This window comes from Hydrogenophaga laconesensis (assembly GCF_031457235.1).
Taxonomy (GTDB): Bacteria; Pseudomonadota; Gammaproteobacteria; order Burkholderiales; family Burkholderiaceae_C; genus Hydrogenophaga; species Hydrogenophaga laconesensis.
In genome coordinates, this window is sequence record NZ_JAVDWE010000002.1 from 133,660 (window position 1) to 157,387 (window position 23,728).

Below are 23,728 nucleotides of genomic sequence, written 5' to 3' on the forward strand. Positions count from 1 at the left end.
ATTGTCCTTCATGCCCAGCGCCACACCCCCACCCGCCACGCGCACGGTGCTCGTCACCGGCGCGGGCAAGCGCCTGGGCCGCGACATGGCCCTCGCCCTCGCACAGGCGGGCTGGAACGTGGCCGTGCATTACCGCCATTCCGCCGACGACGCACAGCGCACCGCCGCCGACTGCGCTCTGCGCAGCGGGCGCGACGGCAGCGCCCACACCTTCTTTGCCGACCTTGGCGACGAAGCCAGCGTGCGCAACCTGCTGCCGGCGGTGGCTGCGCACTTCGGTCAGGTGGACGCCGTGGTCAACAACGCCTCCACCTTCGAGCACGACAGCGCCCAGACCTTCGGCTTCGCCGCGCTGGAACACCACCTGCGCGCCAACACCGGCGCGGCCGTGCTGCTCGCACAGGCACTGCACGGCCACGTCGTGGCGCGGCAGGCCGAAGGCGCGGTGGTCAATCTGCTGGACCAGAAGCTCTGGAACATGAACCCGGACTTCTTCAGCTACACGCTGTCCAAGGCGGCCCTGGAAGCCGCCAACACCATGCTGGCGCTGGCGCTGGCGCCTCACGTGCGCGTGGTCGGCGTGGCACCGGGGCTCACGCTCACCAGCCACATGCTCACGGACGAGAAATTCGCCGAGCTGCACCAGAAGTCGCCCCTGGGGCGCTCCTCCACCCCACACGATGTGGCGGCCACCGTGGCCTTCGCGCTGGACAACCGATCCATCACCGGCACCACCCTGCTGGTGGACGGCGGCCAGCACCTCATGCGCTTCGAGCGCGACTTCTCGCTGATGTGAGCATCATGCCCGCCCTGAACGCCACCGCCGCCGGCACGCAGATCCTGACCCTCACCGGACTGCGCTTCAACGCCAATCTGGGCATCCTCGACCATGAGAAGTCGAGCCCCCAGCCGATCCAGGTCGACGCCGAACTGAACCAGGGCACACAGCCCCTGCTGCCGCACGATGACGACATCGGCCATGTGCTCGACTACCGCAAGGTGCGCCAGATCATCATCGACGAGTGCACTGCCGAGCACGTCAACCTGCTGGAGAGCCTGATCGGCAAGCTCGCGCGCCGGCTGATGCAGCTGCCCGGCGTGATCGGGGTGCGCGTGAAGATCGCCAAACTGGAAATTTTCGACGACTGTGAAGTCGCCATCCGCATGGAAAGCGGACAGTGGTAAGGACCACCAGATGAACACCGAATTCGAAAACCACAAACTCGAAAAACGCCTGTGCCGCGAAGTGGGCCGCGCGATCGTGGACTACAACATGATCGAGGAAGGCGACCGCGTGATGGTCTGTCTCTCTGGCGGCAAGGACAGCTACGGCATGCTCGACATCCTGCAGAAGCTGCAGGCGCGCGCACCGGTGCGGTTCGAGCTGATCGTGGTCAACCTGGACCAGAAGCAGCCCGGGTTCCCGGCCGATGTGCTGCCCGCGTACCTCACGAAGCTCGGCGTCAGGTTCCACATCGAGAACCAGGACACGTACTCCATCGTCAAGCGGGTCATTCCCGAAGGCAAGACCATGTGCAGCCTGTGCAGCCGGCTGCGCCGCGGCATTCTGTACCGGGTGGCCGGCGAGCTCGGCGCGACCAAGATCGCGCTCGGCCACCACCGCGACGACATGCTGCAGACGCTGATGCTGAACATGTTCTTCGGCGCCAAGCTCAAGGGCATGCCACCCAAGCTGGTGAGCGACGACGGTCAGCACGTGGTGATCCGCCCGATGGCCTACGTGCCCGAGAAGGACCTGATCCGCTGGGCCGAGATCCGCCAGTTCCCCATCATTCCCTGCACGCTGTGTGGCAGCCAGGAGAACCTGCAGCGCAAACAGGTCGGCCTCATGCTCAAGGACTGGGAGAAGCGCTTTCCCGGCCGCGTCGAGAACATGTTCACCGCACTGCAGAACATCGTGCCCAGCCACCTGATGGACCGCGCGCTGTTTCCTTTTGAAACCATCCGGGCCACCGGCGAAGCCAGCGAAGACGGTGACAAGGCCTTCGACGAAGAGCCCCTGCCCGGTACGGCACGCGCCTTGCCCGGGGAAGATGGCTGGCAGGCCGCGCCAGGGAACGCTTCAGCCCCCAGCGCGGTCATACCGATTGCCGCGGCGCACTGAGTCACCCGCACCAGGCCGCCGCCACCCATTCAGGAGGCTTCCATGAGAACCCATCCCCTTCTGCGCCACGCCAGGCTGTTCGCGGCGGCGGGTGCACTGTTCGCCCTCGGTGGCTGTGCCAGCGTCTACCTGGTCGACAACCAGGTGCAGAGCTACGCGCGCTGGGCGGACCAGGCGGCCAAGCCTGGCACCCCGGTGACCGTACCGCAGGCACCGCAAATCTACCGCTTCGAACGCCTTCCCTCGCAGCGCGAAGGCCGCATCGCCACCGGCCAGGACGAACTGGAAAAGCTCACCGAGACCGCGATGGCCAAGGTCGGCTGGACCCATGCCGCGCCAGGCACCGCCGCCCCGTGGGTGGTGCAGGTGGACGCCGGCACGCTGCGCCTGCCGCGCGCGCCCTGGGAGAGCCCCTATGACCCCTTCTGGGGTGGCGGCTACTGGGGCGGCTTCGGCCCTGGCTACGGCTATGCCATGCCCGGGCGAGACTACGTGGTGACCGGGCGGGGCCAGATCATCTGGATGCCGGTGTACCCGCGCATCGAGACCCCCTACTACAAACGCGAGGTATCGCTGGTGATCCGCCACGCCGCCACGGGCAAGGTGGTCTACGAAACCCGTTCCGCGCACGATGGGCGGTGGAACAGCTCCAGCGGCCTGTGGTCCGCCATGCTGGACGCGGCCCTGCGCGACTTCCCCGCACCGCCCGAGGGCGTGCGGCAGGTCAACATCGAAGTGCCGCGCTGACCGGCAGGCCGGGCGTCGGCCGGCTCAGCGCGTGGCGCGCGCGAGCAGCTCGCGGATCGCCTCACCCAGGGCGTCCATGCTGTCCTGCTTGCCCATCACATCGCTCACCCCGGCTTCGGTGGCCTCGGCGATCAGCTTGTCGTTGACATGCCCTGACACGATGGCCACGCGCAAGCCAGGGCGCAGGGCACGGGCCTCCCGGGCCACATCCACCCCCGACATACCGGGCATGTTCTGGTCGGTCACCACGAGGTCGACCGCGTCATCCGGGTTCTCGCGCAGCCATGCCACCGCGGCCTCGCCCGATTCGAACGTGCTGGCGCGGTAGCCCTGCTTGCGCAACAGGCGCCCGACCAGGAACACCAGCGCTTCGTAGTCGTCGATATAGATCACGTGTTTGCCCTGCACCACCGGCGCGGCCGTGGGGGCCGCTGCAACGGCCGGCGCTGGCGCCTCCAGGGAAGCTTCCGGAGCCAGCGGGAGGTAGACGTCGAAGCGGGCGCCTTCGCCGGGACGGCTGTGCAGCGAGATCACTCCCCGGTGGGCCTTGACGATGCCGTGCACCACCGCCAGCCCGAGCCCCGTGCCCGCGCCGGGTGCCTTGGTGGTGAAGAAAGGCTCGAAGATGCGCTGCTGCGTGGCCTCGTCCATGCCCGGCCCGTTGTCGGCCACGCTCAGGCAGGCATACGCACCGCTGGCCAGCCCTCCCAACTGCAGCCCTTGCGAAGCATCGAGCCGAACCTCGCGCAGCGCCACGGTGATGTCGCCCGCGCCGCCCTCCATGGCCTGCCACGCGTTGGTGCAGAGGTTCATCAGCACCTGCTGCATCTGCGTCGAGTCGGCCAGCACCGGCAACCCGGCGGCCGGCAGCCGCGCCACCAGCTTGAGGCCGGCGGGCAGCAGTGACCGCATCAGGCCCAGCGCCTCCTCCACCAACGGAGTGAGTGGCTGCCGAACCATTTCCTGTGTCTGGCGGCGGCTGAAGGTGAGGATCTGCTGCACCAGCTGGCGCGCGCGGATGGCCGCCCGGTTGATCTCGGTCAGGCTTTCCTGCGCCGGGTGCTGCTCACCCAGGTCTTCACGGGCCAGCGCCAGGTTGCCCAGGATCGCCGCCAGCAGGTTGTTGAAGTCGTGCGCCACGCCACCCGCCAGCGTGCCGATGGCCTCCATCTTCTGCGACTCGCGCAGTTGCACCTCGAGCGCACGTTGCTGGGCTTCGGCCTGCTTGTGTTCGGTGATGTCGGTGTGCGTGCCGATCATGCGCAGCGGCTTGCCGTTCTCGTCGCGCGACAGCACCATGCCGCGCGACAGCACCCACTTCCACTGGCCATCCTTGCAGCGGATGCGCCGTTCGTTGCGGTACACCGGTGCGCGCTGCTCGAAATGCGCCTGCCGGTCGGCCAGCATCTGCGGCACGTCTTCGGGGTGGGTGCTGTTGTCCAGCTCGAACGAGAGGTTGACGTCGTCCGTCTCGTCGTAACCGAACATGGCCTTCATGCCCGAGGAGAAGTACTCCTCGTCGGTCACCAGATTCCAGTCCCACACGCCATCGCCGGCGCTCTCCAGCGCCAGCTTCCAGAGCGCTTCGTTGGCGTGCAGCGCGGCCTCGGCTTCCTTGCGGTCGGTGATGTCGAGCAGCATGCCCACGCGCAGAAAGCCTTTTTCGTCCTTCGACACGGCCGACGACCGGTTGCTGATCCACTTGATGGTGCCGTCGGGCAGCACCACCCGGAACTCCGTCTCCAGGTTCGACTGGCCCGCGAGGATGGCACGCCGGTCACGCTCGAGCATGGCCTGGTCTTCGGGATGGAAGTACCGCCCGAGCAACGAGGGGTTGCGCATCAGGTCCTCGGCCTCGAAGCCGTAGATGTCCTTGATGCCCGCGCTGAGGAACCGGTATTCCCGCTCGCCGTCATGCCGCACGTACACCGAGAACACCGCGCCCGGCACCTGCGAGGTGATGAGGCGCAGCTGCTCTTCGCTGTCCCGCAGTGCCTTCTGGTCGCTCATGCGGTCGGTGATGTCTTCGACGGTGCCCTCGTAGTAGCGCAGTGCGCCGGTGGCGTCACGCACGCCGTGCGCGTTCTCGCTGATCCAGACGCGCTCGCGCGTCTTGTGCCGGTGGATTTCAGAGATGAAGCCGCGCACGAAGCCATCGCGTTCGAGCAGGCTCTTGAAAGCGGCCCGGCGCGTCGGGTCGACATACCACTCCATGGCGATGTCGTTCACGGCCTCGAGCATCTCGGCTTCGGAAGTGTAGCCATTGAGCGCCACCAGCGCCTGGTTGGCCCGCAGCATGCGGCCGCCTGGTGAGCTGCGGTAGGCGCCGATCGGCAGGAAATTGAAGAGGGAGGAAAAGTCCCCGTCGGTCGGAAAAGGCGACAGCGTCATGCCCCGGATTGTCTCGCAAACCCCGGTTTTGCTGGCCTGCGGCCGTGCGCGACAGTGGCGCGGCCGGTACAGTTGCGGTTTCCGCCCGTGTTCAAGGAACCGCTTTGCAAGTCACCCGCATCCTGGCCGTGCGCCATGGTGAAACCGCCTGGAATCGCGACACCCGCATCCAGGGCCACACCGATATCGCCCTCAACGAACGCGGGCGCTGGCAGGCCGCCCAGCTGGCCGAGGCGCTGCGCGACGAACCCATCGCCGCCGTGTACGCCAGCGATCTGGGTCGCGCCTTCGAAACCGCCCAGGCGGTGGCGCGCGTCAAGAACCTCACCGTCATCCCGCACCAGGGCCTGCGCGAGCGCCATTTCGGGCGGTTTGAAGGCCAGACCTGGGCCGAACTGGAGCAGCGCTGGCCGGCGGAAGCCCTGGCCTGGCGCAAGCGCATGCCCGATTTCGCACCTGCCGGCGGCGAATCGCTGGAGCAATTGCAGCGCCGTGTGATACCCACCGTGCTGGAGCTGGCCTCCCGGCACCCGGGCGAACAGGTGCTCATGGTGGCGCACGGCGGCGTGCTGGACATGCTCTACCGTGCAGCCACGCGCGTGGAGCTCACGGCGCCGCGCAGCTGGGAACTGGCGAACACGGCCATCAACCGTCTGTTGTGGTCCCCCGAAGGCCTGAGCCTGGTGGGATGGGGAGACACCCAGCATCTGCAAACCACCGGAGCACCGCTCGATGAACGCAGCGTTTGACGCGTCACCGGCCACCGCCTGGCAGAACGCGCAGGCACTCATCGGTCAGAGCGTGGCCGACATCGACACGCCGGCCCTGGTGGTCGACCTGGACGCCATGGAGCGCAACCTCGCTCACATGGCGGCATACGCGCGTGCGCACGGGGTCCGGCTGCGGCCGCACGCCAAGATGCACAAGAGCGCCGACCTCGCGCGCCTGCAGATGGCCCATGGCGCCGTGGGCGTGTGCGTGCAGAAAACCGACGAGGCCCTGATCCTGGCCCGCGCCGGCGTGACCGACATCTACATCAGCAACGAGGTCATCGCACTACCGAAACTGCAGCGCCTGGCGCAAGCCGTGCGCTCGCTGCCAGACACACGTTTCGCCATCGCGGTGGACAGCGCGGCCGGCGTGCTGCGGCTGGCGCAGGCACTGGAGGCCGCCGGCGTGGGCGGCGAGGGGCGCATCGATGTGTTCGTGGAAGTCGATGTCGGCCAGGGCCGTTGCGGCGTGCCGCCCGGTGAACCGGCGGTGGACCTGGCGCGGCTGATCGCCCAGCACCCGGTGCTGCGCTTTGGCGGCCTGCAGGCGTACCACGGCGGGGCACAACACCGGCGCGACCCGGCGGAACGCGCCAAGGCCATCGGCGAAGCGGCCTGGGCCGCAGCCCTCACCCGCGAGCGCCTGCAAGCCGCCGGGTTCACCGTGCCGCTGATCACGGGCGCAGGCACCGGCACCTTCGCACTGGAAACGTCCAGTCGCGTCTGGGGCGAATTGCAGGTGGGGTCTTACCTGTTCATGGACGCGGACTACGCCCGCAACGAAAGCGCGCCGCTGGCGCCCGTGTTCGAGCACGCGTTGTTCATCAAAGCCCAGGTGATGAGCCGCAGCGCCCAGCACGCCGTGTGCGATGCGGGCCACAAGAGCCACGCCGTCGACAGCGGCCTGCCGGCGGTCTGGAGCCCCGCGGGGCTGGTGTTCGCCAACGGCGGGGACGAGCACGGCATCCTGCGCGCGGCCCACGCCGGCCACCCGTTGCCCAGCCTCGGCGACACCGTCTGGCTGGTGCCCGGGCACTGCGACCCGACGGTCAACCTGCACAACCTGATGCTCGGTGTGCGCGGCGGCCTCACGGAAGGCACCGTCGAGCGGCTGTTCCGCGTGGACGCGCGCGGCGCGCTGGGCTGAGACGCCCTCGACCGGCCGTCAGGGCGCGAACACCACCGCGTCGAGCCCCATGGCGCGGATGCGCGCCGCCGCTTCCTCTGCCTGGGCGCGTCCCGCGAACGGGCCCACGCGCACGCGGGTGCGCTCGCCGCTGGCCGATTCCACTTTCTGCAGGATGGCCGGGAAACCCGCCTCGACCAGCCGGGCATGCGCCTTCTCGGCATTGGCAGGGTCGGCGAACAGGCCGACGTTGATGCCGTGTGCCTGAGGGGCGGCCGATGCAGCCGTCGCGGGCGCTGGCCTGGGCGGCGAAGCGGGCTTGGCGGGCGCTGGTGCGGGCAGGGATGGGCGGTCGACCAGCGTGGCGCGCTCCGGTGAAGGAAGCGGTGGGGAGATCGGAGCCGGCATTGGCTCGGGAGGTGGCGCCGCCTCTGCGGCAGCCGGAGACGGCGGCACGGGAGGGGACACGATGACTGGCGGGGGTTCCGGCGCGGGCGCGGGTGCAGCCGGCGTTGCCGGCCCGGAAGGCGGAGGCGGTGGGTCGGCCACGGCTTGCGAGGCAGGACCCGGCGCTGCCAGCGCCAGGTTCGACGCCGGCACGGCGGGGGACTCGGGCACCTCGTTGAGCACGGCCGCGGGCGAGGTCGCCACGGGTCGCCATACCAGGTAGGCCGCCACCGCGGCACCGGCCAGCAGCAGGTTGAGCACAACCAACACCCAAAGCCGGCGCCTCGTGCTGGCCTGCTTCTCCAGCGTGGCGCAGGCCTCGCGCACGGTGCTGGCCGCTTTCACCGCGCGCGTCATGCGGCGGCGCGTATCGGCGTGCAGCAGCGCCGTGCCATAGGCGCCGGGCAGCGCAATGCTCAGCAGCAGCAGCGCCAGCAGCACCCCCCATTCCACCGACGGCGGCCACTGCAGAAAACGGCGGGCCACCACCAGCACCAGCAGCGCCGCGCCCTGGACGCAGGCCAGGTACACCAGGGCAGCGCCCCAGAGCTGGCGGAACAGCAGCCAGTTCAGCGTGAGCAACCCCGCCGCCGGGTTCCACACCGGGCTGGTGCGGCCCGCGTGGTCGAAGCGGTCGAACATGTCCAGGTAGTGCGCCGTGTTCACCGGCCCCAGCGCGGCGCGGTACAGCGCCACGGTGGCGCTCTCGGGGGCGGCGGGCTGCGAAGGGGCGGACATGTCCGCAATTCTGGCACGGGGCATGCGGGTTGATGCCAAGGGCATGTCGAGGCGCTTGTGCCCACAATGCGCGGATGCCTTTCTGCCGCCCGCCGCGCCAGCCATGAGCCCCAGCCAGATCATCGTGCTGGCCACGCCGGTGTTCTTCGCGCTGATCGCGGTCGAGTACGCCATCGGTGTGAAGCGCCGGCGCAACACCTACCGGCTGGACGACGCCATCACCAGCATCGGCCTGGGCATGCTCAGCCAGATCAGCGCGGTGTTCACGCGGCTGCTGCGCGTGGGCATCTACACCGCTGTCTACTCGGCGGTGGCGATCTGGCCCGACCACCCCTTCTGGACCTCCTGGGCCGGCTGGCTGGTGGCCCTGGTGTTCTACGACTTCTGCTACTACTGGCTGCACCGGGCCGGCCACGAATGCGCCGTGTTCTGGGCCGCGCATGTGGTGCACCACCAGAGCGAGGACTACAACCTCTCGACCGCGCTGCGCCAGACGAGTTCAGGCGCATTGCTCGGCTGGGTGTTCTACCTGCCGATGGCCGTGGCCGGCGTGCCGCCGCTGGTGTTCGGCGTGGTCGCGCTGATCGATCTGCTCTACCAGTTCTGGGTCCACACGGAACAGGTCGGCAAGCTCGGCTGGTTCGACCGCTGGTTCTGCAGCCCCTCCAACCACCGCGTGCACCATGCGGTGAACGACCGCTATCTGGACCGCAACTACGGCGGCATCCTCATCGTCTGGGACCGGCTCTTCGGCAGCTTCAAGGAAGAAGACGAGAAGTGCGTCTACGGAACGCGCAAGCCCCTGCGCAGCTGGGACCCGCTGTGGGCCAATGGCGAGGTGTACTGGGGTTTGCTCAAGGATTCGTGGCACACCCGTCGATGGTCCGACAAACTGCGGGTGTGGTTCAAGCCGCCGGGCTGGCACCCCGCCGACCTGGCCGAACGCTTTCCGACCCCGGCCTTCGACATCGCGCAGGTGCAACGTTACGCACCCCCCATGGACCGTGGCGCCATGGGGTTCGCAGGGATCCAGTTCGGGCTGCTGCTGGCGGGCGTGGCGGGCTTCCTCTGGTTCGCCGATACATGGCCGCTGGCGCGCAGCGCCGTGGTGTTCACCGTGTTGCTGGTGGCGTTGTGGGTGATAGGGGCGGTGATGCAGGGGCGCATCGGCATGGGCGAAGCGCTGCTGATCGAGTGCGGCGCCCTGTCCATGGCCACCGCCGCACTGGGCTGGCTGGAGCTGCACCGGGTGTTCAAGCCGCTGGCGATGCTGCTGGCCATCGGCGTGGTGGTGTCGCACGCACGCGTGACCGGCGGGCCGCGGCGCTGCGATCTGCTGCTGATCGCCGCCCTCGTCTTTTCACTGGCCGGCGATGCCTTCCTGATGTTTCCCGGCTACTTCATCCCGGGCCTGGTGTCCTTCCTGGTGGCGCATCTGGCCTACATCGCTCTGTTCCGGGAGGGCGTGCCGTGGTTTCCGAGCCGGCTCGCACTCGTGGCCACGCTGGGCATCGGCATGGCCATGTACGCCTTTCTCTGGCAGGGTGGCCTTCCCGCGGCGCTGCGTGGCCCGGTGGCGGCCTATGTGCTGGTGATCGCGCTGATGGCGGCGCAGGCCTTCGGCCGAGCCACGCTGCACCGCGACGGCGCGGCGTTGGCGGTGGCGCTGGGCGCCGGCTGTTTCATGGTCAGCGACGCGTTGCTGGCCATGAACCGGTTCGTGTCGCCATTGCCGATGCCCCAGGTCTGGGTGCTCACGACCTACTACCTGGCGCAGGTGCTGATCGTCATGGGCGTGCTGCGCGGCAGGTCAGCCGAGCGGCAGCGACCGTTGTCATTGAAGACCCGGCCACGGGCGCTGCGGAGGTTGCGTCAAGAGAAGGGACTCAAGCTGGCAGCGCGAACAGACGACGCACATTGCCCGACGACAGATACACCAGCGGCAACAACGAAGACGCCTTGACAAGTCCGCTCCATTGCTGGTTTGCGTTGCCGTGATAGCCATACAGAATGACTTGCCCGATCGCCTGATCCAGATCCAGCACATCTTGGTTACGCACAGAGCGGAGCGTGTTATCGCTTGCATGTGTCCATTTCTGACCAGCCCACATTGGACGGCACTGGTTCAGACTTAGCACATTGCCCACACCGACTGTCAGACAGGCATCGAGCCTCTGGCCATTGCGAATAGCCCCCTGCGCATCCATGATCCACTGCTGCTCGGGTCTGGAGGCATCGCAGGCGCTGGATGCCACGACCCAGACCGAAGCCGCCGACAGTTCGCTGCCACTCAGGCGCAGGCTCATGCAGCTGTTGTTGACGCCGCGCACCAGCCCCGGCGTCGGTAGCGACGCCCCGGCCGCCAGCCAGCCGGACTCGACCAGCTTCGATTTGAGCATCTGCACCACTTTCGGGTCCTGGAGGTCGAGCGCCTCGGCATTCGCGTTCATCCACAGATCCAGTTCACGGACGGCCATTCGCTGTGCGCGGATTTTTCTCCAGACGGCCTGGGCTCGCGTGCTCAAGGTTCCAAGCCGATCGTTCCAGCTTTGCAACAGGATATCCACCCGATAAGTTGGCACCAGTGACCCTGTCGCGTCCATCGTCAACAGCGCCTGCTCAAGTTCCGCCAACTCTTTTGTCGCCAACGCTTCGTAGCCCGCCGCCTCTCCGATCACTGCGGGTGGCTCCATTGGCGCCAAGCGGTCGACATCGGGGAAAACCACCTGGTCCAGTTTGCGCGCGATGCCCGCCGTACGACACCAGAGACCGGCATCGGCCGGTCGATCTTGTTCAGCAATGTTGACGTGGTACTTGTTGGCTGCACCATGGTTCAAGCGGGTGACGGCCACAGCAATACGACGCCGGCCACCCGAGACGTAACCTACGTCCAGCCAACAGGCATCGACGGCCTGCACACTGCTGGGTTCGGGCAGGTTGTCGTATACGTTTCCGTAGTTGGCACGCGCCGGCGGATACATCACTGCGGTGCCGCTGACCGGGTCGTACCCACCCAGCAGGGTGAACACCGGCACGCCGAAGCGCGTTGCTTTCTGGAAGCCAGTTTTCACTGCATCCACCACCTGGCCCGATGCCGCATCGTATTGGCTGTAGCCGGTGGACGAACCGGCGTCATACCAGGCGCGCGCCATCACGTTGTTCTGGATGCGTCTGGCCGTGTAGCCCGTGTAATGCGTGTACAACGACAGGTCACCGGGCTCCCACCCACCGGCCATTGCATCCGCGTTGTAGCTGTACAACCGCATGAACGATTCCGGATTTGCGTAGCCATCGACATCCAGCCCGGTCCGGGCTGCCTTGTCGAACGCGAGGTTGGCACGCATGCGCTTGCGATGAGCGATATATCCCCAGCCGCTGTCGGCGTGGTGTGCAGACCAGAAATAGTTGGTACCGATGGCTCCTGGATAGTGCCCCATCTCGAAGTGGTGGCCGATTTCGTGGCTCCACTCATTGCCAGATGACTGGGACAGCGTGCCGATCGCATTGCCGCCCGACAGTCCATGGCGTTGAATCCCATTGGCGTAAGCACCCACCGCATGGTGGTAGACGAACTGCGAGGTCAGGAGGCTTGGCGACTGCTCGTCCAGACGGGAGCTGGTCACGCCGTAGTTGGCTTGATTGATACCCACACTGTAGGTGGCCTTGGCCACGTCCTCGCGCATGTCTCCGTTGTAAGCATCACCATTGTCTGCGCTAGAAGTGCCATAGATGGCGCCGCTACCCACCATGACACGCGTGAGCCATTGAGTCTCATAACTGGCGACGATGATTTGCGACGCTGGCAATGTCTGAAGGTAATCGGCCGCCCCCGTTGCGGGATGGTTTAGCAGGATTTGATTGTCACCGTCACTTGTCACGGCCTGCGGATCTGTCAACATTCCCAGCCGGATACCCCACACATACAGTTTGCCAGGAGCAGCGAACGTGAGCTTGTGCGCAGGGAGTGTTCCTGTCAGACCATTGGTGTCCTCGAAGTGCAATGACAGGCCCTTGCGCATCAAATCCCATGGCAATGCAATCGACCACGCGCGCTTTGAATACTCGACTGCCGCGCGCCCGTCGTCCACGTTGCTGGATGGAAGATTCATCGGTGCCAGCAACGTCAACGTCACTGGACTTTGCCCGTCGATCTTGGCCGTCACCTTGAGCGGTGCCATGACATCGACGCCGGGTGTGAAAAGCAGCAACGCCTCGCGCCGCGTCACCAGCGAAGGCATCTCCTTGGCATCGTTGTTGGTCGGGTCGATCGTGTGACTCTGCGCGAACTGCACCATGCCCGCCAACTTGCCGTCGAGATCATTTCGAATGGGACGCGTGTTGCCGGATCGGTCGATGTCGTAGAAACCCAGGGCACTGTCGAAAAATGCCTGATCGGCAAGAGATACGGGATCGGATGAATCCTCTTCAGGTGTCTGCGCCTGCGTTCCAGCGGGAGAGCCCCCGCAGGCAACGACGATCAGTGCGCCGATGAAGACGCTGCCCAGAAGCAAGAATGGCTTGAAAATTCCAAAGTCGCCGGAAGTATTGTGGGTCACCACGTGCGTGCTCTCTCAAAGTTGATGCACGCAACAGAACCGTCGGTCCATGCTGCGCGGTGGCACTATGCACCGCGCTCAAGGCAGCATCCGGAAGAGAGCCCAACCCCGGTACCGGTCGGATTGAAACACCTGTTTTGAAGCACGAACGGACCGGGGGAGCAAAGGAATGGCACGGGCAGTCCGGTGCCACACCCGATCAAGAGCCCCTCAATCGCCGAACAACGCCTCTGCACTGCTTGGCGGCACCACCCCCAGGTGCCGGTACGCCGCCAGCGTGGCGATGCGTCCGCGCGGCGTGCGCTGCAGGAAGCCCTGCTGGATGAGGTACGGCTCGATCACATCCTCGATCGTGTCGCGCTCTTCGCCGATGCTGGCGGCGATGTTGTCCAGGCCCACCGGCCCACCATCGAAACGGTGGATCACGGCTTCCAGCAGCTTGCGGTCCATCAGGTCAAAGCCTTGCGGGTCCACGTCGAGCATGGCCAGCGCACGGTTGGCGATGTCTTTCGTGATCGTGCCGCTGCCCTTCACGTCGGCGAAGTCGCGCACCCGGCGCAGCAGGCGGTTGGCGATGCGGGGCGTGCCGCGCGAGCGTCGCGCGATCTCGAATCCGCCCTCGGCCTCCATGGGTGCGTTCAGCAGGCCCGCGCTGCGCTGGACAATGCGCGCGAGCTCCTCGGCCGTGTAGAACTCCAGCCGCGCCACGATGCCGAAGCGGTCGCGCAGCGGGTTGGTGAGCATGCCGGCGCGCGTGGTGGCACCCACGAGGGTGAAGGGCTGCAGGTCCAGCTTGATGCTGCGCGCCGCGGGGCCCTCGCCGATCATGATGTCGATCTGGTAGTCCTCCAGTGCGGGGTACAGGATTTCCTCGACGACTGGGCTGAGCCGGTGGATCTCGTCGATGAAGAGCACGTCGTTGGCTTCGAGATTGGTCAGCAGCGCCGCGAGGTCTTTCGGTTTCTCGAGCACCGGCCCGCTGGTCTGACGCAGATTCACGCCCAGTTCCTGCGCGATGATGTGCGAGAGCGTGGTCTTGCCCAGCCCGGGCGGGCCGAACAGCAGCACATGGTCCAGTGCCTCGCTGCGCTTGCGGGCCGCGCCGATGAAGATTTCGAGCTGCTCGCGCACCTTGGCCTGCCCGACATACTCGTCCAGCAGCTTGGGCCGCAGCGCGCGTTCGATCGCCTCTTCCTTGGGTGAGGCCGGCGCGGCGGACACCACGCGCGGCGCGGGAGCGAAATCGTCGGTCTGGATGCTCATTTACTTTGCCAATGCCTTGAGCGCGAGCTTGATGCCCTCCGTCACACCCACATCCTTCGGCAGCGCCTTGAGTGCGGTGGTGGCGTCCTTGTCGCTGTACCCCAGTGCCACCAGCGCCTGGTGGATGTCACCCTGCGCGTCGCCCAGGGCCTGACCTGCACCGGGCAGGTTCATGTCGGCGCCCAGCTTGCCCTTGAGTTCGAGCAGCAGGCGCTCGGCCGTCTTCTTGCCAATACCGGGTACCTTGACGATGCGCCCGCTCTCCTGGGCACTCACCGCCTGGGCCAGATCGGTGACGCTCATGCCCGAAAGCACCGAGAGCGCGGTGCGCGGGCCCACGCCACTGATCTTGATGAGCTGACGGAACGCCTCGCGCTCGGGTGCGGTGCCAAAGCCGTAGAGGATCTGCGCATCCTCGCGCACGACGAAGTGCGTGAGCAGGGCCACCTTCTCGCCCGGGGCGGGCAGGTTGTAGAAGGTGCTCATGGGCACATCCACCTCGTAACCCACGCCATGGCAGTCCAGCAGGATCTGGGGCGGATTTTTTTCCAGCAGCGTTCCGGTCAACTTGCCTATCATCGGGAAATTCCTTGGTTCACTGGATTATCGGTTTGATTCTCAGGCACACCTTCTCCCCACCGGACAACACCCGCATGGCGCATCTGTGCGGCCCGATGGACAGCCATATCCGGAGCATCGAGGCCGCGTTGCAGGTCAAGGTGGCGCACCGGTTCGAGCAGTTTCGCATCGAGGGCCCCAAGGCAAAGGCCACGCAGGCCCTGGAGGCGCTCCAGGCGCTCTACGAAATGGCGAAGCGGCCCATTCCGGCCGAGCAGGTGCAGCTCATGCTCAGCGGCGACACGGCGCTGGTCGATCCGGGTGACGGCGCGCTGGCCATGCAGACACGGCGTGGCGAGGTGCGCGGGCGCACACCCAATCAGGCACGCTACCTCGAGAACATGGCCACGCACGACATCACCTTCGGCATTGGTCCGGCCGGCACCGGCAAGACGTACCTCGCCGTGGCCTGCGCGGTGGACGCCCTGGAACGCAGCGCGGTGCAGCGCATCGTGCTCACGCGCCCCGCAGTGGAGGCCGGCGAGAAGCTGGGTTTTCTGCCCGGCGACCTGGGCCAGAAGGTGGACCCCTACCTTCGGCCACTGTACGACGCGCTCTACGACCTGATGGGGGCCGACAAGGTGCAGAAGGCTTTCGAGCGGCAGCAGATCGAGATCGCGCCGCTGGCCTTCATGCGCGGACGCACGCTCAACCACGCGTTCGTGATCCTGGACGAGGCGCAGAACACCACGCCGGAACAGATGAAGATGTTCCTCACGCGCATAGGCTTCGGCAGCAAGGCGGTGGTCACCGGCGATGTGAGCCAGATCGACCTGCCGCGCACGCAGCTCAGTGGCCTGATCGACGCCGAGCGCGTGCTCAAGCGCGTGCAGGGCATTGCCTTCACCCGCCTGTCCAGCGCCGACGTGGTGCGCCACCCGCTCGTGGCGCGCATCGTGGATGCGTACGACACGCGATCGCCTGACCGCGACGACACGTCGCCCGCTCCCGTGAAGCGCGCGCGCCGCACCGCCAACTGACCGCCTGCCCATGCTCACACGAACCCTGTTCGCCAGCCTCGTCGCCGTGCTGGCCCTCGATGTCTCCGCCCAGGGTGCCACCCCAGCCCCGCAAGCCCAGGCCAGCCCGCCACCCCAGCTCGTCTTCAGCAGCCAGGCCGTGCAATACAAATGCGACGGGGGCGGCGAGATCGAGCTGGCCTACCTGAACCTGAGCAATGGCACCACGTTCGCGGCGTTGCACCACGACAAGCGCACCCTGATGCTGCAGGGCCGCCGTGCCACCACCGGCGTGCGCTTCTTCGCGCTCGACCCACAGTCCCGCCTGAGCTGGTACACCCAGGGCATGAAGGGCGAACTGAGCGCCATCGCGCCCGACCCCAACATGCAGGACCAGATCCTGATGGCCAACTGCTTCGCCCAACCGGCCAAACGCTGATGGCACTCCCTTCGCTCACACTCTCCCTGCAATTCGGCGAACTGGCCGACGCCGCCACGCACCGTGCCGCCCTGCCCCGCCACTGGGTCATCCGTTGCATCCGCCACGCGCTCGACGCGGACGCCGAGATCACCGTGCGCATCGTCGACGCCGAAGAAGGCCAGGCGCTCAACCGCGACTACCGCGGCCGCGACTACGCCACCAACGTGCTCACCTTCGACTACGCGATCGAACCGGTGGTGATGGCCGACCTGGTGCTCTGCGCGCCCGTGGTGGCGCGCGAAGCGGCCGAACTGAAGAAGCCGCTGACCCAGCACTACGCGCACCTGCTGGTGCACGGCACCCTGCACGCCCAGGGCTGGGACCACGAGACCGGCGAGGCCGACGCCGAAGAAATGGAAGCGCGCGAAACCGAGATTCTCGCGGGGCTCGGGCAGCCGAATCCCTATCGCTAGATCCCCCGCGCCGCCTGCGGCGTCAAGCCGTCATTCGCAGGGGGATCGTCACGGGCCCGTCGTTGATCAGGTGCACCTGCATGTCGGCGCCGAAATGGCCGGTCTGGACCAGCGGATGCTGCGCACGCGCCGTCGCCACGAACGCGTCATAGAGTGCCTCACCCAGGGCGGGCGGGGCGGCACCCGTGAAGCCGGGCCGGTTGCCGCTCCGGGTGTCGGCGGCCAGGGTGAACTGGCTCACGATCAGCAGACCGCCGCCCACGTCCTGCACGCTGCGGTTCATCTTGCCGGCCTCGTCGCTGAAGATGCGCAGCTTCAGTATCTTGGCCAGTAGTCTCTCTCCGGTGGCCGCGGTGTCGCCGGGCTCGGCGCACACCAGCACCAGCAGGCCGTGGCCGATCGCGCCCACGGTCTGTCCATCGATGTCCACACGGGCTTCACGCACGCGCTGCAGCAGCGACATCATGTCAATTCGTCCTCGTCAAAAAAGCGTGTTTCCACATCGGCAGGCAGCAGCTGGATGGACGCGCGCAGCCCGGGCACCGCATCCATGAGCGCATGCTCCACGCGGCCCCGCAATGCCGCGGCGCGGCCGAGCGTCCAGCCCGCCGGCACGTGCATGTGCAAGTCCACGAAACGCCGTTGCCCGGCGCGGCGTGTGCTCACGTGGTCGAAGCGGATGGTGCGATCGTCGCCCTGCGATCGCGCAAAGCCGTCCAGTGTCTGCTGGATGATGGCCTGCACCGCCGGCTCCACCGCCTCGTCCATCAGCCCCTGCGAGGACCGCCACGCCAGGCGTCCCCCCTCCTTGAGGATGTTGAGCGCCACGAGAATGGCCACCGCCGGGTCCAGCCAGAGCCAGCCGGTGAACGTGACCAGCACCACGCCCACCAGAACGCCCCCGGAGGTCCAGACGTCGGAGAACAGGTGCTTCGCATCGGCTTCGAGGGCGATGGACCGGTGCCGTTTCGATGCCCGCAGCATCACCCAGGCCAGCCCGCCATTGAGCACCGAACTGGCCACCGACAAGGCCAGGCCCCAGCCCACCTGCTCGATGGGCTGCGGGTCGAGCAGTCGCGCGCTGGCGGCCCAGATGATGCCCAGCCCGGCCGCGATGATGAGGATGCCCTCGAAGCCCGACGAAAAGTACTCGGCCTTGTGGTGCCCGTAAGGGTGGTCCTCGTCGGCCGGGCGCGCGGCGACGGTCACCATCACCAGGCCGACCACCGCGCTGGCGAGGTTCACCAGGGATTCCATGGCATCGGACAGCAGGCCCACGGAGTCGGTCACCACCCAGGCCAGGGTCTTGAGCGCGATGGTGATGACCGCGACCACGATCGATGCCATCAGCAGGCGCCGGGGGCTGAGCAGGTCGGCTTGGGCAGGTGTCATGGCTGGATTGTGATCCACCTCCCCGACCCGGAACGCCAGGAAATGAGAGGCCGGGACGCGAGCGGTGACAGAATGGCTCGACCACACGCACACATGACGGCCCTACCCGACCCCCACACCGCCCCTGCACCCGCCAGCGCCTGGCTGGGTGACATCGATGTCTGGCTGCTGGCCGAAGGCAAGCACCTGCGCCCCTGGCAGAAGCTGGGCGCGCACCCGACCACCCTGGACGGACAGAGCGGCACCGCCTTTGCCGTGTGGGCCCCCCACGCCCGTCAGGTGGCGTTGGTGGGCGACTTCAACCAGTGGCTTGCGCAGCCCATGCGCCTGCACCCCGCCTGCGGCGTGTGGGAGCTCTTCGTGCCCGGCGCGGCCGTCGGCGACTGGTACAAGTTCGAGGTGTCGGGCAGCGATGGCCGACGGGTCTTCAAGACCGACCCGTACGCCCGGGAAACCGAACTGCCACCCGGCAATGCCGCGCGCGTGTGCGAGCCCTTGCGCGCTCCGGCCGAGCGTGGCGACGCCGTGCACGAGCGCCCCGATCTGCCCATGGCGGTGTACGAGGTGCACGCGGGCTCGTGGCGCCGGCCCGACGGCGTGCACACGGTGCCGACCTGGGACGACCTCACCACCCACCTCGTGCCTTACGCGGTGGAGATGGGCTTCACCCACCTGGAACTCCTGCCGGTGAGCGAGCACCCGTTCTACGGCTCCTGGGGCTACCAGCCCACCGGCCTGTACGCCCCCACCGCGCGCCACGGCTCGCCGGCGTCGTTTCGCCGCTTCGCGCAGGCCGTGCACGCCGCCGGGCTCCAGCTCATCCTGGACTGGGTGCCCGCGCACTTCCCCACCGACGAACACGCGCTGGCCCGCTTTGACGGCACGGCGCTCTACGAACACGCCGACCCACGCGAAGGCTTCCACCGCGACTGGAATACCCTCATCTACAACTTCGGGCGCCACGAGGTGCGCAACTTCCTGGTGGGCAACGCGCTGTTCTGGGTCGAGCAGTACGGCGTCGACGGCCTCCGGGTCGACGCGGTGGCCTCCATGCTCTACCGGGATTACAGCCGCCCCGCCGGCGAGTGGGTGCCCAACGAGCACGGCGGGCGCGAGAACTACGAGGCCATCACCTTCCTGAAAGAAGTGCACGAGGTGCTGCACCGGGAGGCCCCCCGCGCCATCACCTGCGCCGAGGAGTCCACCGCTTTTCCGCGCGTGACCGGCCCGGTGGCCGAGGGCGGGCTCGGCTTCGACCACAAATGGAACATGGGCTGGATGCACGACACCCTGTCGTACTTCGGGCTCGACCCGATCCACCGGCGCTGGCACCACAACAAGCTGACCTTTGCCATGATGTACGCGCACACCGAGGACTACGTGCTGCCGCTCTCGCACGACGAGGTGGTGCATGGCAAAGGCTCCCTGCTGAACAAGATGGCCGGCGACCGCTGGCAACAGCTCGCCAACCTGCGCGCGCTGTACGCCTGGATGTACGCCCACCCCGGCAAGAAGCTGCTCTTCATGGGCGCCGAGCTGGCGCAGACCACCGAGTGGAACCACGATGCCGAGCTCCCCTGGCACCTGTTGCAGGACCCGGCGCATGCGGGCGTGCAGCAGCTGGTGCGCGACCTCAACCACCTCTACCGCAGCGCGCCTGCCCTGCACGCGCGCGACACCGATCCCCACAGCTTCCAGTGGCTGGTGGTGGACGACGCCGACCACTCGGTGCTGGCTTTCGCGCGCTACGGCCACGCCCCCGAGGACACGGTGGTGGTGATCGCCAACCTCACCCCGGAGGTGCGCCACGGGTACCGCGTGGGACTCCCGCACGAAGGGCACTGGCGCGAGCGGCTCAACACCGACTCGGCGCACTACGGTGGCAGCAACGTGGGCAACTTTGGTGGCGTGAGAGCAGAAAGCAATGGTCAGCACGGCCAGCGCTGGTCGGCCAGCTTCACGCTGCCGCCGCTCGGCGTTCTCTGGCTGCAACCGGAGGGGGGCGCATGAGCACGGAAGCAGGTCCTGCCCTGGGGGCAAAGCCCGGGCACCGCCGCGGCGTGGAAGGTGTGCACTTCTCGGTCTGGGCCCCCGATGCACAGGGCGTGGATGTCTGCCTTTTCGAGCCCGGTGCCCCGGTGGAACATGAGCGCGTGGGCCTGCAGCCCATCGGCAACGGCATCTGGGCGGCCTTTGCGCCCGGCCTCGTCGCCGGGCAGCTCTATGGTCTGCGCGCCAGCGGCCCGTGGTCGCCGTCCACCGGCCACCGCTTCAACCCGGCCCGCCTGCTGCTCGACCCCTGGTCACTGGCACTGGTGGGCGACACCGAACGCCTGGCCCTGCAGACCGGCCACGCCTGCGCCGATCCGTTGCACCCCACACAGGCCTGGGACGAACACCAGCCCGACCCGGCCGACAACGCGGGCCACATGCCGCGTTGCGTGGTGGTGGATGCGCAGGCCGAACTGGCCGCTGGCCGGGCCATCGCGCCCGGCCCGGCCATCGCCGGCGAACGCGTGGTGATCTACGAGGCCCATGTGAAAGCACTCACCCGCCTGCACCCCGAAGTGCCCGAGAGTCAGCGCGGCAGCTACGCCGCGCTGGCCCACCCGGCGGTGGTGCGGCACCTGCTGCAGCTGGGCATCACCACGGTGTGCCTGCTGCCGGTGCACCAGCACATCAGCGAGCGCCACCTGATCGAACGGGGGCTCAGCAACCACTGGGGTTACAACACGCTCAACGCGTTCGCGCCCGAGCCGGGCTACGCCGCCGCCACGGGTGGGCAATGCCCGGCGCGCGCGGAAGACGCTGCCGCCGTGCGCGCGGAGTTTCGCCAGATGGTCGACATCCTGCACCGCGCCGGCATCGAAGTGGTGCTCGACGTGGTGTTCAACCACACCGCCGAAAGCGACCTCGACGGCCCCACGCTGAGCTGGCGCGGCCTGGGGCAGACGCGCTGGTACGCCATGGGCGACCAAGGCCGGCCGCACAACTTCAGCGGCACGGGCAACAGCCTGGCGGTCAGCGAGCCGCGCGTGCTGGCGTGGGTGATGGACAGCCTGCGCTGGTGGGTGCAGGCCTTCGGCGTGGATGGCTTCCGCTTCGACCTGGCCGTCTCACTCGGGCGCGACGCCGCGCTGGGCCACGCCTTTCGCGCGCGCAGTGCCCTGCTCAGCGCCATGGCGCAAGATCCGGTGCTGCGTGGCGTGCGCCTGATCGCCGAACCCTGGGACGTGGGCCCTGACGGCTATCACACCGGGGGATTCGAGGCCGGCTGGCTCGAGTGGAATGATCGCTTTCGCGATGGCGTGCGCGCCTTCTGGCTCGGCCACGGGGGCACGCGCGGCGAACTCGCCACGCGCACCTGCGCCAGCAGCGACCTGTTCCAGCGGCACCACCGCCTGCCCACCGCCAGCGTGAACATGGTCACCGCGCACGACGGCTTCAACCTGGCCGACCTCACGGCCCACCGCCACAAGCACAACGCCGCCAACGGGGAAGACAACCGCGACGGCCACAGCCACAACCTGAGTGCCAACGGCGGCGTGGAAGGCCTCACCGACGACCCCGGGGTGCAGCACCGTCGCGGGCTGTGGCGCCGCGCCCTGCTGGCCACGCTGTTCTGCGCACAAGGCACGCCGCAGTTGCTGGCGGGCGACGAGCTCGGTCACAGCCAGCAAGGCAACAACAACGTCTATTGCCAGGACAACACGATCACCTGGCTGGACTGGGCGCAAGGCGACACGATGCTGGCCGGCTTCGTGGCCAGCCTGGCCGCCTTGAGGCGCCGCCACCCCGGCCTGCGCCACGCGCGCTGGTTCGGTGGCGCCGGCCCGCAGCCCGACATCATCTGGCTCGACGCCGACGGCACCGCCATGTCACCCGAAGCGTGGCAGGCGCACGACCGCCACACCCTGACGGCGGTGATCACCGTGGGCGAAAGCGGCGACACGCCCACGGAACGCCTGTGGGTGACCTGGCACGCCGGTCCCGGAGCGATCACCGTGCCACTGCCCGATGGCGACTGGGCCTTGCTGCTGGACAGCGCCCGCCCGGCGGTGCACCTGGTCGGCGAGGTCGTGGCCGCAGGCCAGATCACGCTGGACGATACCGGCGTGTGGGTGCTGGTCCAAGGCTTGCATGGGCCCGATGGCCACCTGCCAGGCCGTTCATGAACACCACCATCCACCCCTTCCTTTCGCGCCGCACCAGTGGCGTGTTGTTGCACATCACCAGCCTGCCCGGTCCCAATGGCTCCGGCGATCTGGGCGTGGGCGCCCGCCATTTCGTGGACTGGCTGGTGTCCGCCGGCCAGTCGATGTGGCAGATCCTGCCGCTGTCGCCCGCCGGGCCGGGCAACTCGCCCTACCAGAGCGTCTCGGCCTTCGCGGGCAGTCCGCTCCTGGTCGACCTGGAAGATCTGGTGCAGATGGGATGGTTGCCGTGGATGCCGACCCAGGGCTTCGACCACCACCGGTGCGACTTCGCGCGCGTGGCGCCGTGGCGCATGGCGCACCTGCGCAAGGCCTGGGACGGCTTCAACCTGCACGCCAGCCCGGAGAGCCGCGACGCACTGGCCGGTTTCTGCACCGAACACGCCCACTGGCTCGACGACTACGCGCTCTTCATGGTGCTCAGCGAGCGCCACATCGGCAGCTGGCCGCAGTGGCTCGAGCCACTGGCCCGGCGCGACCCGCAGGCGCTGGACGAGGTGCGGCGGCATTCATCCAGGGCGCTCGGTTTCTGGCAGTTCGTGCAGTGGCGCTTCTGGGTGCAATGGCAAGCGCTGCGCGACTATGCCCACAGCCGGGGCGTGCAGATCGTGGGCGATGCACCCATCTTCGTGGCGCACCACAGTGCCGACGTCTGGGCCCATGCCGACCAGTTCCTGCTTGGCGACGACTTCGAACCCCAGGTGGTCGCCGGCGTGCCACCCGACTACTTCAGCGCCACCGGCCAGCGCTGGGGCAACCCGCTCTACAACTGGCCGGTGATGGCGCAGAACGGCTACCGGTGGTGGAAGGACCGCGTGGCCCACCTCTTCCAGCAGGTGGACGTGGTGCGGCTGGACCACTTCCGCGGCTTCGAGGCGCACTGGGAAATTCCGGCCAGCGAGCCCACCGCCGTGGCCGGGCAGTGGCAAAGCGGGCCAGGCACCGCCTTGTTTGCCGAGCTGCAGCAGGAGCTGGGGCCGCTGGCCATCATCGCGGAAGACCTGGGCCTGATCACGCCCGAGGTGACGGCGTTGCGCGAGGCTTGCGGCTTTCCGGGCATGCGCATTCTCCAGTTCGCCTTTGGCGGCGGTCCGGGCAACCCCTACCTGCCGCACAACCTCGAACACAACTGCGTGGCCTACACCGGCACGCACGACAACGACACCACGCTGGGCTGGTGGCGCACCGCGTCCAGCCACGAAAAAGCCACCGCTCGCGCCTACCTGGGCCCCGGGGTGGACAACGAGCCGCACTGGACGATGATCACCGCGCTGTCGCAGACGGTGGCCAACACCGTCGTGCTGCCTTTCCAGGACGTGGTGGGACTGGATGGCAAGCACCGCATGAACACGCCGGGGCAGGCCACCGGTTGCTGGGAATGGCGCTTCGACTGGCGCCAGATCGATCACCGACCGGCGGAGCGCCTGCTGGCCATGGCACGCGCGCACGGCCGGACACCCTGAGTGGCCACACAAGCATCCCATCATC

Annotated in this window: 20 protein-coding genes; 13 read left to right on the plus strand and 7 right to left on the minus strand. The window is 67.7% G+C overall.

Annotated features, from left to right (window positions below; translation table 11 throughout):
• The first annotated feature begins 10 nt into the window (after positions 1 to 10).
• From J2X09_RS05035 to J2X09_RS05050, 4 genes are read left to right on the plus strand one after another with little or no spacing between them, the layout of a single operon-like run.
• A complete protein-coding gene (locus J2X09_RS05035; protein ID WP_204732847.1) occupies positions 11 to 796 on the plus strand; it encodes an SDR family oxidoreductase in 786 nt (261 codons plus the stop codon).
• A 5-nt stretch (positions 797 to 801) separates the two neighbouring features.
• Positions 802 to 1,185: a dihydroneopterin aldolase gene (locus J2X09_RS05040; protein WP_204732846.1), complete on the plus strand. Its 384-nt coding sequence runs from the start codon at positions 802 to 804 to the stop codon at positions 1,183 to 1,185.
• A 10-nt stretch (positions 1,186 to 1,195) separates the two neighbouring features.
• Positions 1,196 to 2,125, plus strand: a complete 930-nt coding sequence (gene ttcA, locus J2X09_RS05045) for a tRNA 2-thiocytidine(32) synthetase TtcA (RefSeq protein WP_204732845.1) — start codon at positions 1,196 to 1,198, stop codon at positions 2,123 to 2,125.
• Positions 2,126 to 2,167: 42 nt separating this feature from the next.
• Entirely contained in the window at positions 2,168 to 2,872 is a 705-nt protein-coding gene (locus J2X09_RS05050) for a hypothetical protein (protein ID WP_204732844.1), read from the plus strand.
• Between the two features lie 24 nt (positions 2,873 to 2,896).
• On the opposite strand, the gene J2X09_RS05055 is transcribed toward J2X09_RS05050, so the two are convergent.
• Positions 2,897 to 5,263 (minus strand): hybrid sensor histidine kinase/response regulator, encoded by a 2,367-nt coding sequence (locus J2X09_RS05055; protein WP_204732843.1) that lies wholly within the window; start codon positions 5,261 to 5,263, stop codon positions 2,897 to 2,899.
• Between the two features lie 104 nt (positions 5,264 to 5,367).
• Between J2X09_RS05055 and J2X09_RS05060 the strand changes: the two genes are divergently transcribed.
• Together J2X09_RS05060 and J2X09_RS05065 are read left to right on the plus strand one after the other, a co-directional pair.
• On the plus strand, positions 5,368 to 6,012 hold the full coding sequence (locus tag J2X09_RS05060) for a histidine phosphatase family protein (protein WP_204732842.1): 645 nt from the start codon (positions 5,368 to 5,370) through the stop codon (positions 6,010 to 6,012).
• Positions 5,996 to 7,180 carry a DSD1 family PLP-dependent enzyme gene (locus J2X09_RS05065; RefSeq protein ID WP_204732841.1) on the plus strand — a complete coding sequence of 395 codons (1,185 nt, stop codon included), beginning with the start codon at positions 5,996 to 5,998 and terminating at the stop codon, positions 7,178 to 7,180. The genes J2X09_RS05060 and J2X09_RS05065 overlap by 17 nt, the downstream gene beginning before the upstream one ends.
• Before the next feature lie 18 nt (positions 7,181 to 7,198).
• Here the strand turns inward: J2X09_RS05065 and J2X09_RS05070 are convergent, their stop codons facing one another.
• Positions 7,199 to 8,344 (minus strand): SPOR domain-containing protein, encoded by a 1,146-nt coding sequence (locus J2X09_RS05070; RefSeq protein ID WP_310307634.1) that lies wholly within the window; start codon positions 8,342 to 8,344, stop codon positions 7,199 to 7,201.
• Between the two features lie 103 nt (positions 8,345 to 8,447).
• On the opposite strand from J2X09_RS05070, the gene J2X09_RS05075 reads away from it, so the two are divergent.
• Positions 8,448 to 10,307, plus strand: a complete 1,860-nt coding sequence (locus J2X09_RS05075; protein ID WP_204732839.1) for a lysoplasmalogenase family protein — start codon at positions 8,448 to 8,450, stop codon at positions 10,305 to 10,307.
• Here the strand turns inward: J2X09_RS05075 and J2X09_RS05080 are convergent.
• The 3 genes from J2X09_RS05080 to ruvA all read right to left on the minus strand — a co-directional run bounded on the left by J2X09_RS05080 (position 10,231) and on the right by ruvA (position 14,742).
• Positions 10,231 to 12,900, minus strand: coding sequence for a M66 family metalloprotease (locus J2X09_RS05080; RefSeq protein ID WP_204732838.1), 2,670 nt, complete (start codon positions 12,898 to 12,900; stop codon positions 10,231 to 10,233). The genes J2X09_RS05075 and J2X09_RS05080 overlap by 77 nt on opposite strands.
• A gap of 210 nt (positions 12,901 to 13,110) precedes the next feature.
• Positions 13,111 to 14,163 carry a Holliday junction branch migration DNA helicase RuvB gene (gene ruvB / locus J2X09_RS05085; protein WP_204732837.1) on the minus strand — a complete coding sequence of 351 codons (1,053 nt, stop codon included), beginning with the start codon at positions 14,161 to 14,163 and terminating at the stop codon, positions 13,111 to 13,113.
• A complete protein-coding gene (gene ruvA, locus J2X09_RS05090) occupies positions 14,164 to 14,742 on the minus strand; it encodes a Holliday junction branch migration protein RuvA (RefSeq protein ID WP_204732836.1) in 579 nt (192 codons plus the stop codon).
• Between the two features lie 32 nt (positions 14,743 to 14,774).
• On the opposite strand from ruvA, the gene J2X09_RS05095 reads away from it, so the two are divergent.
• From J2X09_RS05095 to ybeY, 3 genes are read left to right on the plus strand one after another with little or no spacing between them, the layout of a single operon-like run.
• On the plus strand, positions 14,775 to 15,761 hold the full coding sequence (locus J2X09_RS05095) for a PhoH family protein (RefSeq protein ID WP_204732987.1): 987 nt from the start codon (positions 14,775 to 14,777) through the stop codon (positions 15,759 to 15,761).
• Between the two features lie 10 nt (positions 15,762 to 15,771).
• The gene (locus J2X09_RS05100; RefSeq protein ID WP_204732835.1) at positions 15,772 to 16,179 is read left to right on the plus strand and encodes an MliC family protein; all 408 of its coding nucleotides are present in this window, start codon (positions 15,772 to 15,774) and stop codon (positions 16,177 to 16,179) included.
• Positions 16,179 to 16,634 carry an rRNA maturation RNase YbeY gene (ybeY, locus tag J2X09_RS05105; RefSeq protein WP_204732834.1) on the plus strand — a complete coding sequence of 152 codons (456 nt, stop codon included), beginning with the start codon at positions 16,179 to 16,181 and terminating at the stop codon, positions 16,632 to 16,634. The genes J2X09_RS05100 and ybeY overlap by 1 nt, the downstream gene beginning before the upstream one ends.
• 22 nt (positions 16,635 to 16,656) lie before the next feature.
• Here the strand turns inward: ybeY and dtd are convergent, their stop codons facing one another.
• Both dtd and J2X09_RS05115 read right to left on the minus strand, forming a co-directional pair.
• On the minus strand, positions 16,657 to 17,100 hold the full coding sequence (gene dtd, locus J2X09_RS05110; protein WP_204732833.1) for a D-aminoacyl-tRNA deacylase: 444 nt from the start codon (positions 17,098 to 17,100) through the stop codon (positions 16,657 to 16,659).
• A complete protein-coding gene (locus J2X09_RS05115; RefSeq protein ID WP_204732832.1) occupies positions 17,097 to 18,026 on the minus strand; it encodes a cation diffusion facilitator family transporter in 930 nt (309 codons plus the stop codon). Before J2X09_RS05115 ends, dtd begins: the two co-directional genes overlap by 4 nt.
• Positions 18,027 to 18,119: 93 nt before the next feature.
• Here J2X09_RS05115 and glgB point away from each other — a divergent pair, with 93 nt between their 5' ends.
• The 3 genes from glgB to malQ are packed head-to-tail and all read left to right on the plus strand — an operon-like array spanning position 18,120 to position 23,703.
• Positions 18,120 to 20,036: a 1,4-alpha-glucan branching protein GlgB gene (glgB, locus tag J2X09_RS05120; RefSeq protein WP_310307637.1), complete on the plus strand. Its 1,917-nt coding sequence runs from the start codon at positions 18,120 to 18,122 to the stop codon at positions 20,034 to 20,036.
• Positions 20,033 to 22,201: a glycogen debranching protein GlgX gene (gene glgX, locus J2X09_RS05125; protein ID WP_204732828.1), complete on the plus strand. Its 2,169-nt coding sequence runs from the start codon at positions 20,033 to 20,035 to the stop codon at positions 22,199 to 22,201. Before glgB ends, glgX begins: the two co-directional genes overlap by 4 nt.
• Positions 22,198 to 23,703, plus strand: coding sequence for a 4-alpha-glucanotransferase (gene malQ, locus J2X09_RS05130; RefSeq protein WP_204732827.1), 1,506 nt, complete (start codon positions 22,198 to 22,200; stop codon positions 23,701 to 23,703). Before glgX ends, malQ begins: the two co-directional genes overlap by 4 nt.
• The last annotated feature ends 25 nt before the right edge of the window (positions 23,704 to 23,728 follow it).

What these genes read in the sequence shown, in the direction of transcription:
- J2X09_RS05035 (WP_204732847.1), top strand. Translation starts at nt 11, where the DNA reads ATGCCCAGCGCCACACCCCCACCCGCCACGCGCACGGTGCTCGTCACC.
- J2X09_RS05040 (WP_204732846.1), top strand. Translation starts at nt 802, where the DNA reads ATGCCCGCCCTGAACGCCACCGCCGCCGGCACGCAGATCCTGACCCTC.
- ttcA (WP_204732845.1), top strand. Translation starts at nt 1,196, where the DNA reads ATGAACACCGAATTCGAAAACCACAAACTCGAAAAACGCCTGTGCCGC.
- J2X09_RS05050 (WP_204732844.1), top strand. Translation starts at nt 2,168, where the DNA reads ATGAGAACCCATCCCCTTCTGCGCCACGCCAGGCTGTTCGCGGCGGCG.
- J2X09_RS05055 (WP_204732843.1), bottom strand. Translation starts at nt 5,263, where the DNA reads ATGACGCTGTCGCCTTTTCCGACCGACGGGGACTTTTCCTCCCTCTTC.
- J2X09_RS05065 (WP_204732841.1), top strand. Translation starts at nt 5,996, where the DNA reads ATGAACGCAGCGTTTGACGCGTCACCGGCCACCGCCTGGCAGAACGCG.
- J2X09_RS05070 (WP_310307634.1), bottom strand. Translation starts at nt 8,344, where the DNA reads ATGTCCGCCCCTTCGCAGCCCGCCGCCCCCGAGAGCGCCACCGTGGCG.
- J2X09_RS05075 (WP_204732839.1), top strand. Translation starts at nt 8,448, where the DNA reads ATGAGCCCCAGCCAGATCATCGTGCTGGCCACGCCGGTGTTCTTCGCG.
- ruvB (WP_204732837.1), bottom strand. Translation starts at nt 14,163, where the DNA reads ATGAGCATCCAGACCGACGATTTCGCTCCCGCGCCGCGCGTGGTGTCC.
- ruvA (WP_204732836.1), bottom strand. Translation starts at nt 14,742, where the DNA reads ATGATAGGCAAGTTGACCGGAACGCTGCTGGAAAAAAATCCGCCCCAG.
- J2X09_RS05100 (WP_204732835.1), top strand. Translation starts at nt 15,772, where the DNA reads ATGCTCACACGAACCCTGTTCGCCAGCCTCGTCGCCGTGCTGGCCCTC.
- ybeY (WP_204732834.1), top strand. Translation starts at nt 16,179, where the DNA reads ATGGCACTCCCTTCGCTCACACTCTCCCTGCAATTCGGCGAACTGGCC.
- dtd (WP_204732833.1), bottom strand. Translation starts at nt 17,100, where the DNA reads ATGATGTCGCTGCTGCAGCGCGTGCGTGAAGCCCGTGTGGACATCGAT.
- J2X09_RS05115 (WP_204732832.1), bottom strand. Translation starts at nt 18,026, where the DNA reads ATGACACCTGCCCAAGCCGACCTGCTCAGCCCCCGGCGCCTGCTGATG.
- glgB (WP_310307637.1), top strand. Translation starts at nt 18,120, where the DNA reads ATGACGGCCCTACCCGACCCCCACACCGCCCCTGCACCCGCCAGCGCC.
- glgX (WP_204732828.1), top strand. Translation starts at nt 20,033, where the DNA reads ATGAGCACGGAAGCAGGTCCTGCCCTGGGGGCAAAGCCCGGGCACCGC.
- malQ (WP_204732827.1), top strand. Translation starts at nt 22,198, where the DNA reads ATGAACACCACCATCCACCCCTTCCTTTCGCGCCGCACCAGTGGCGTG.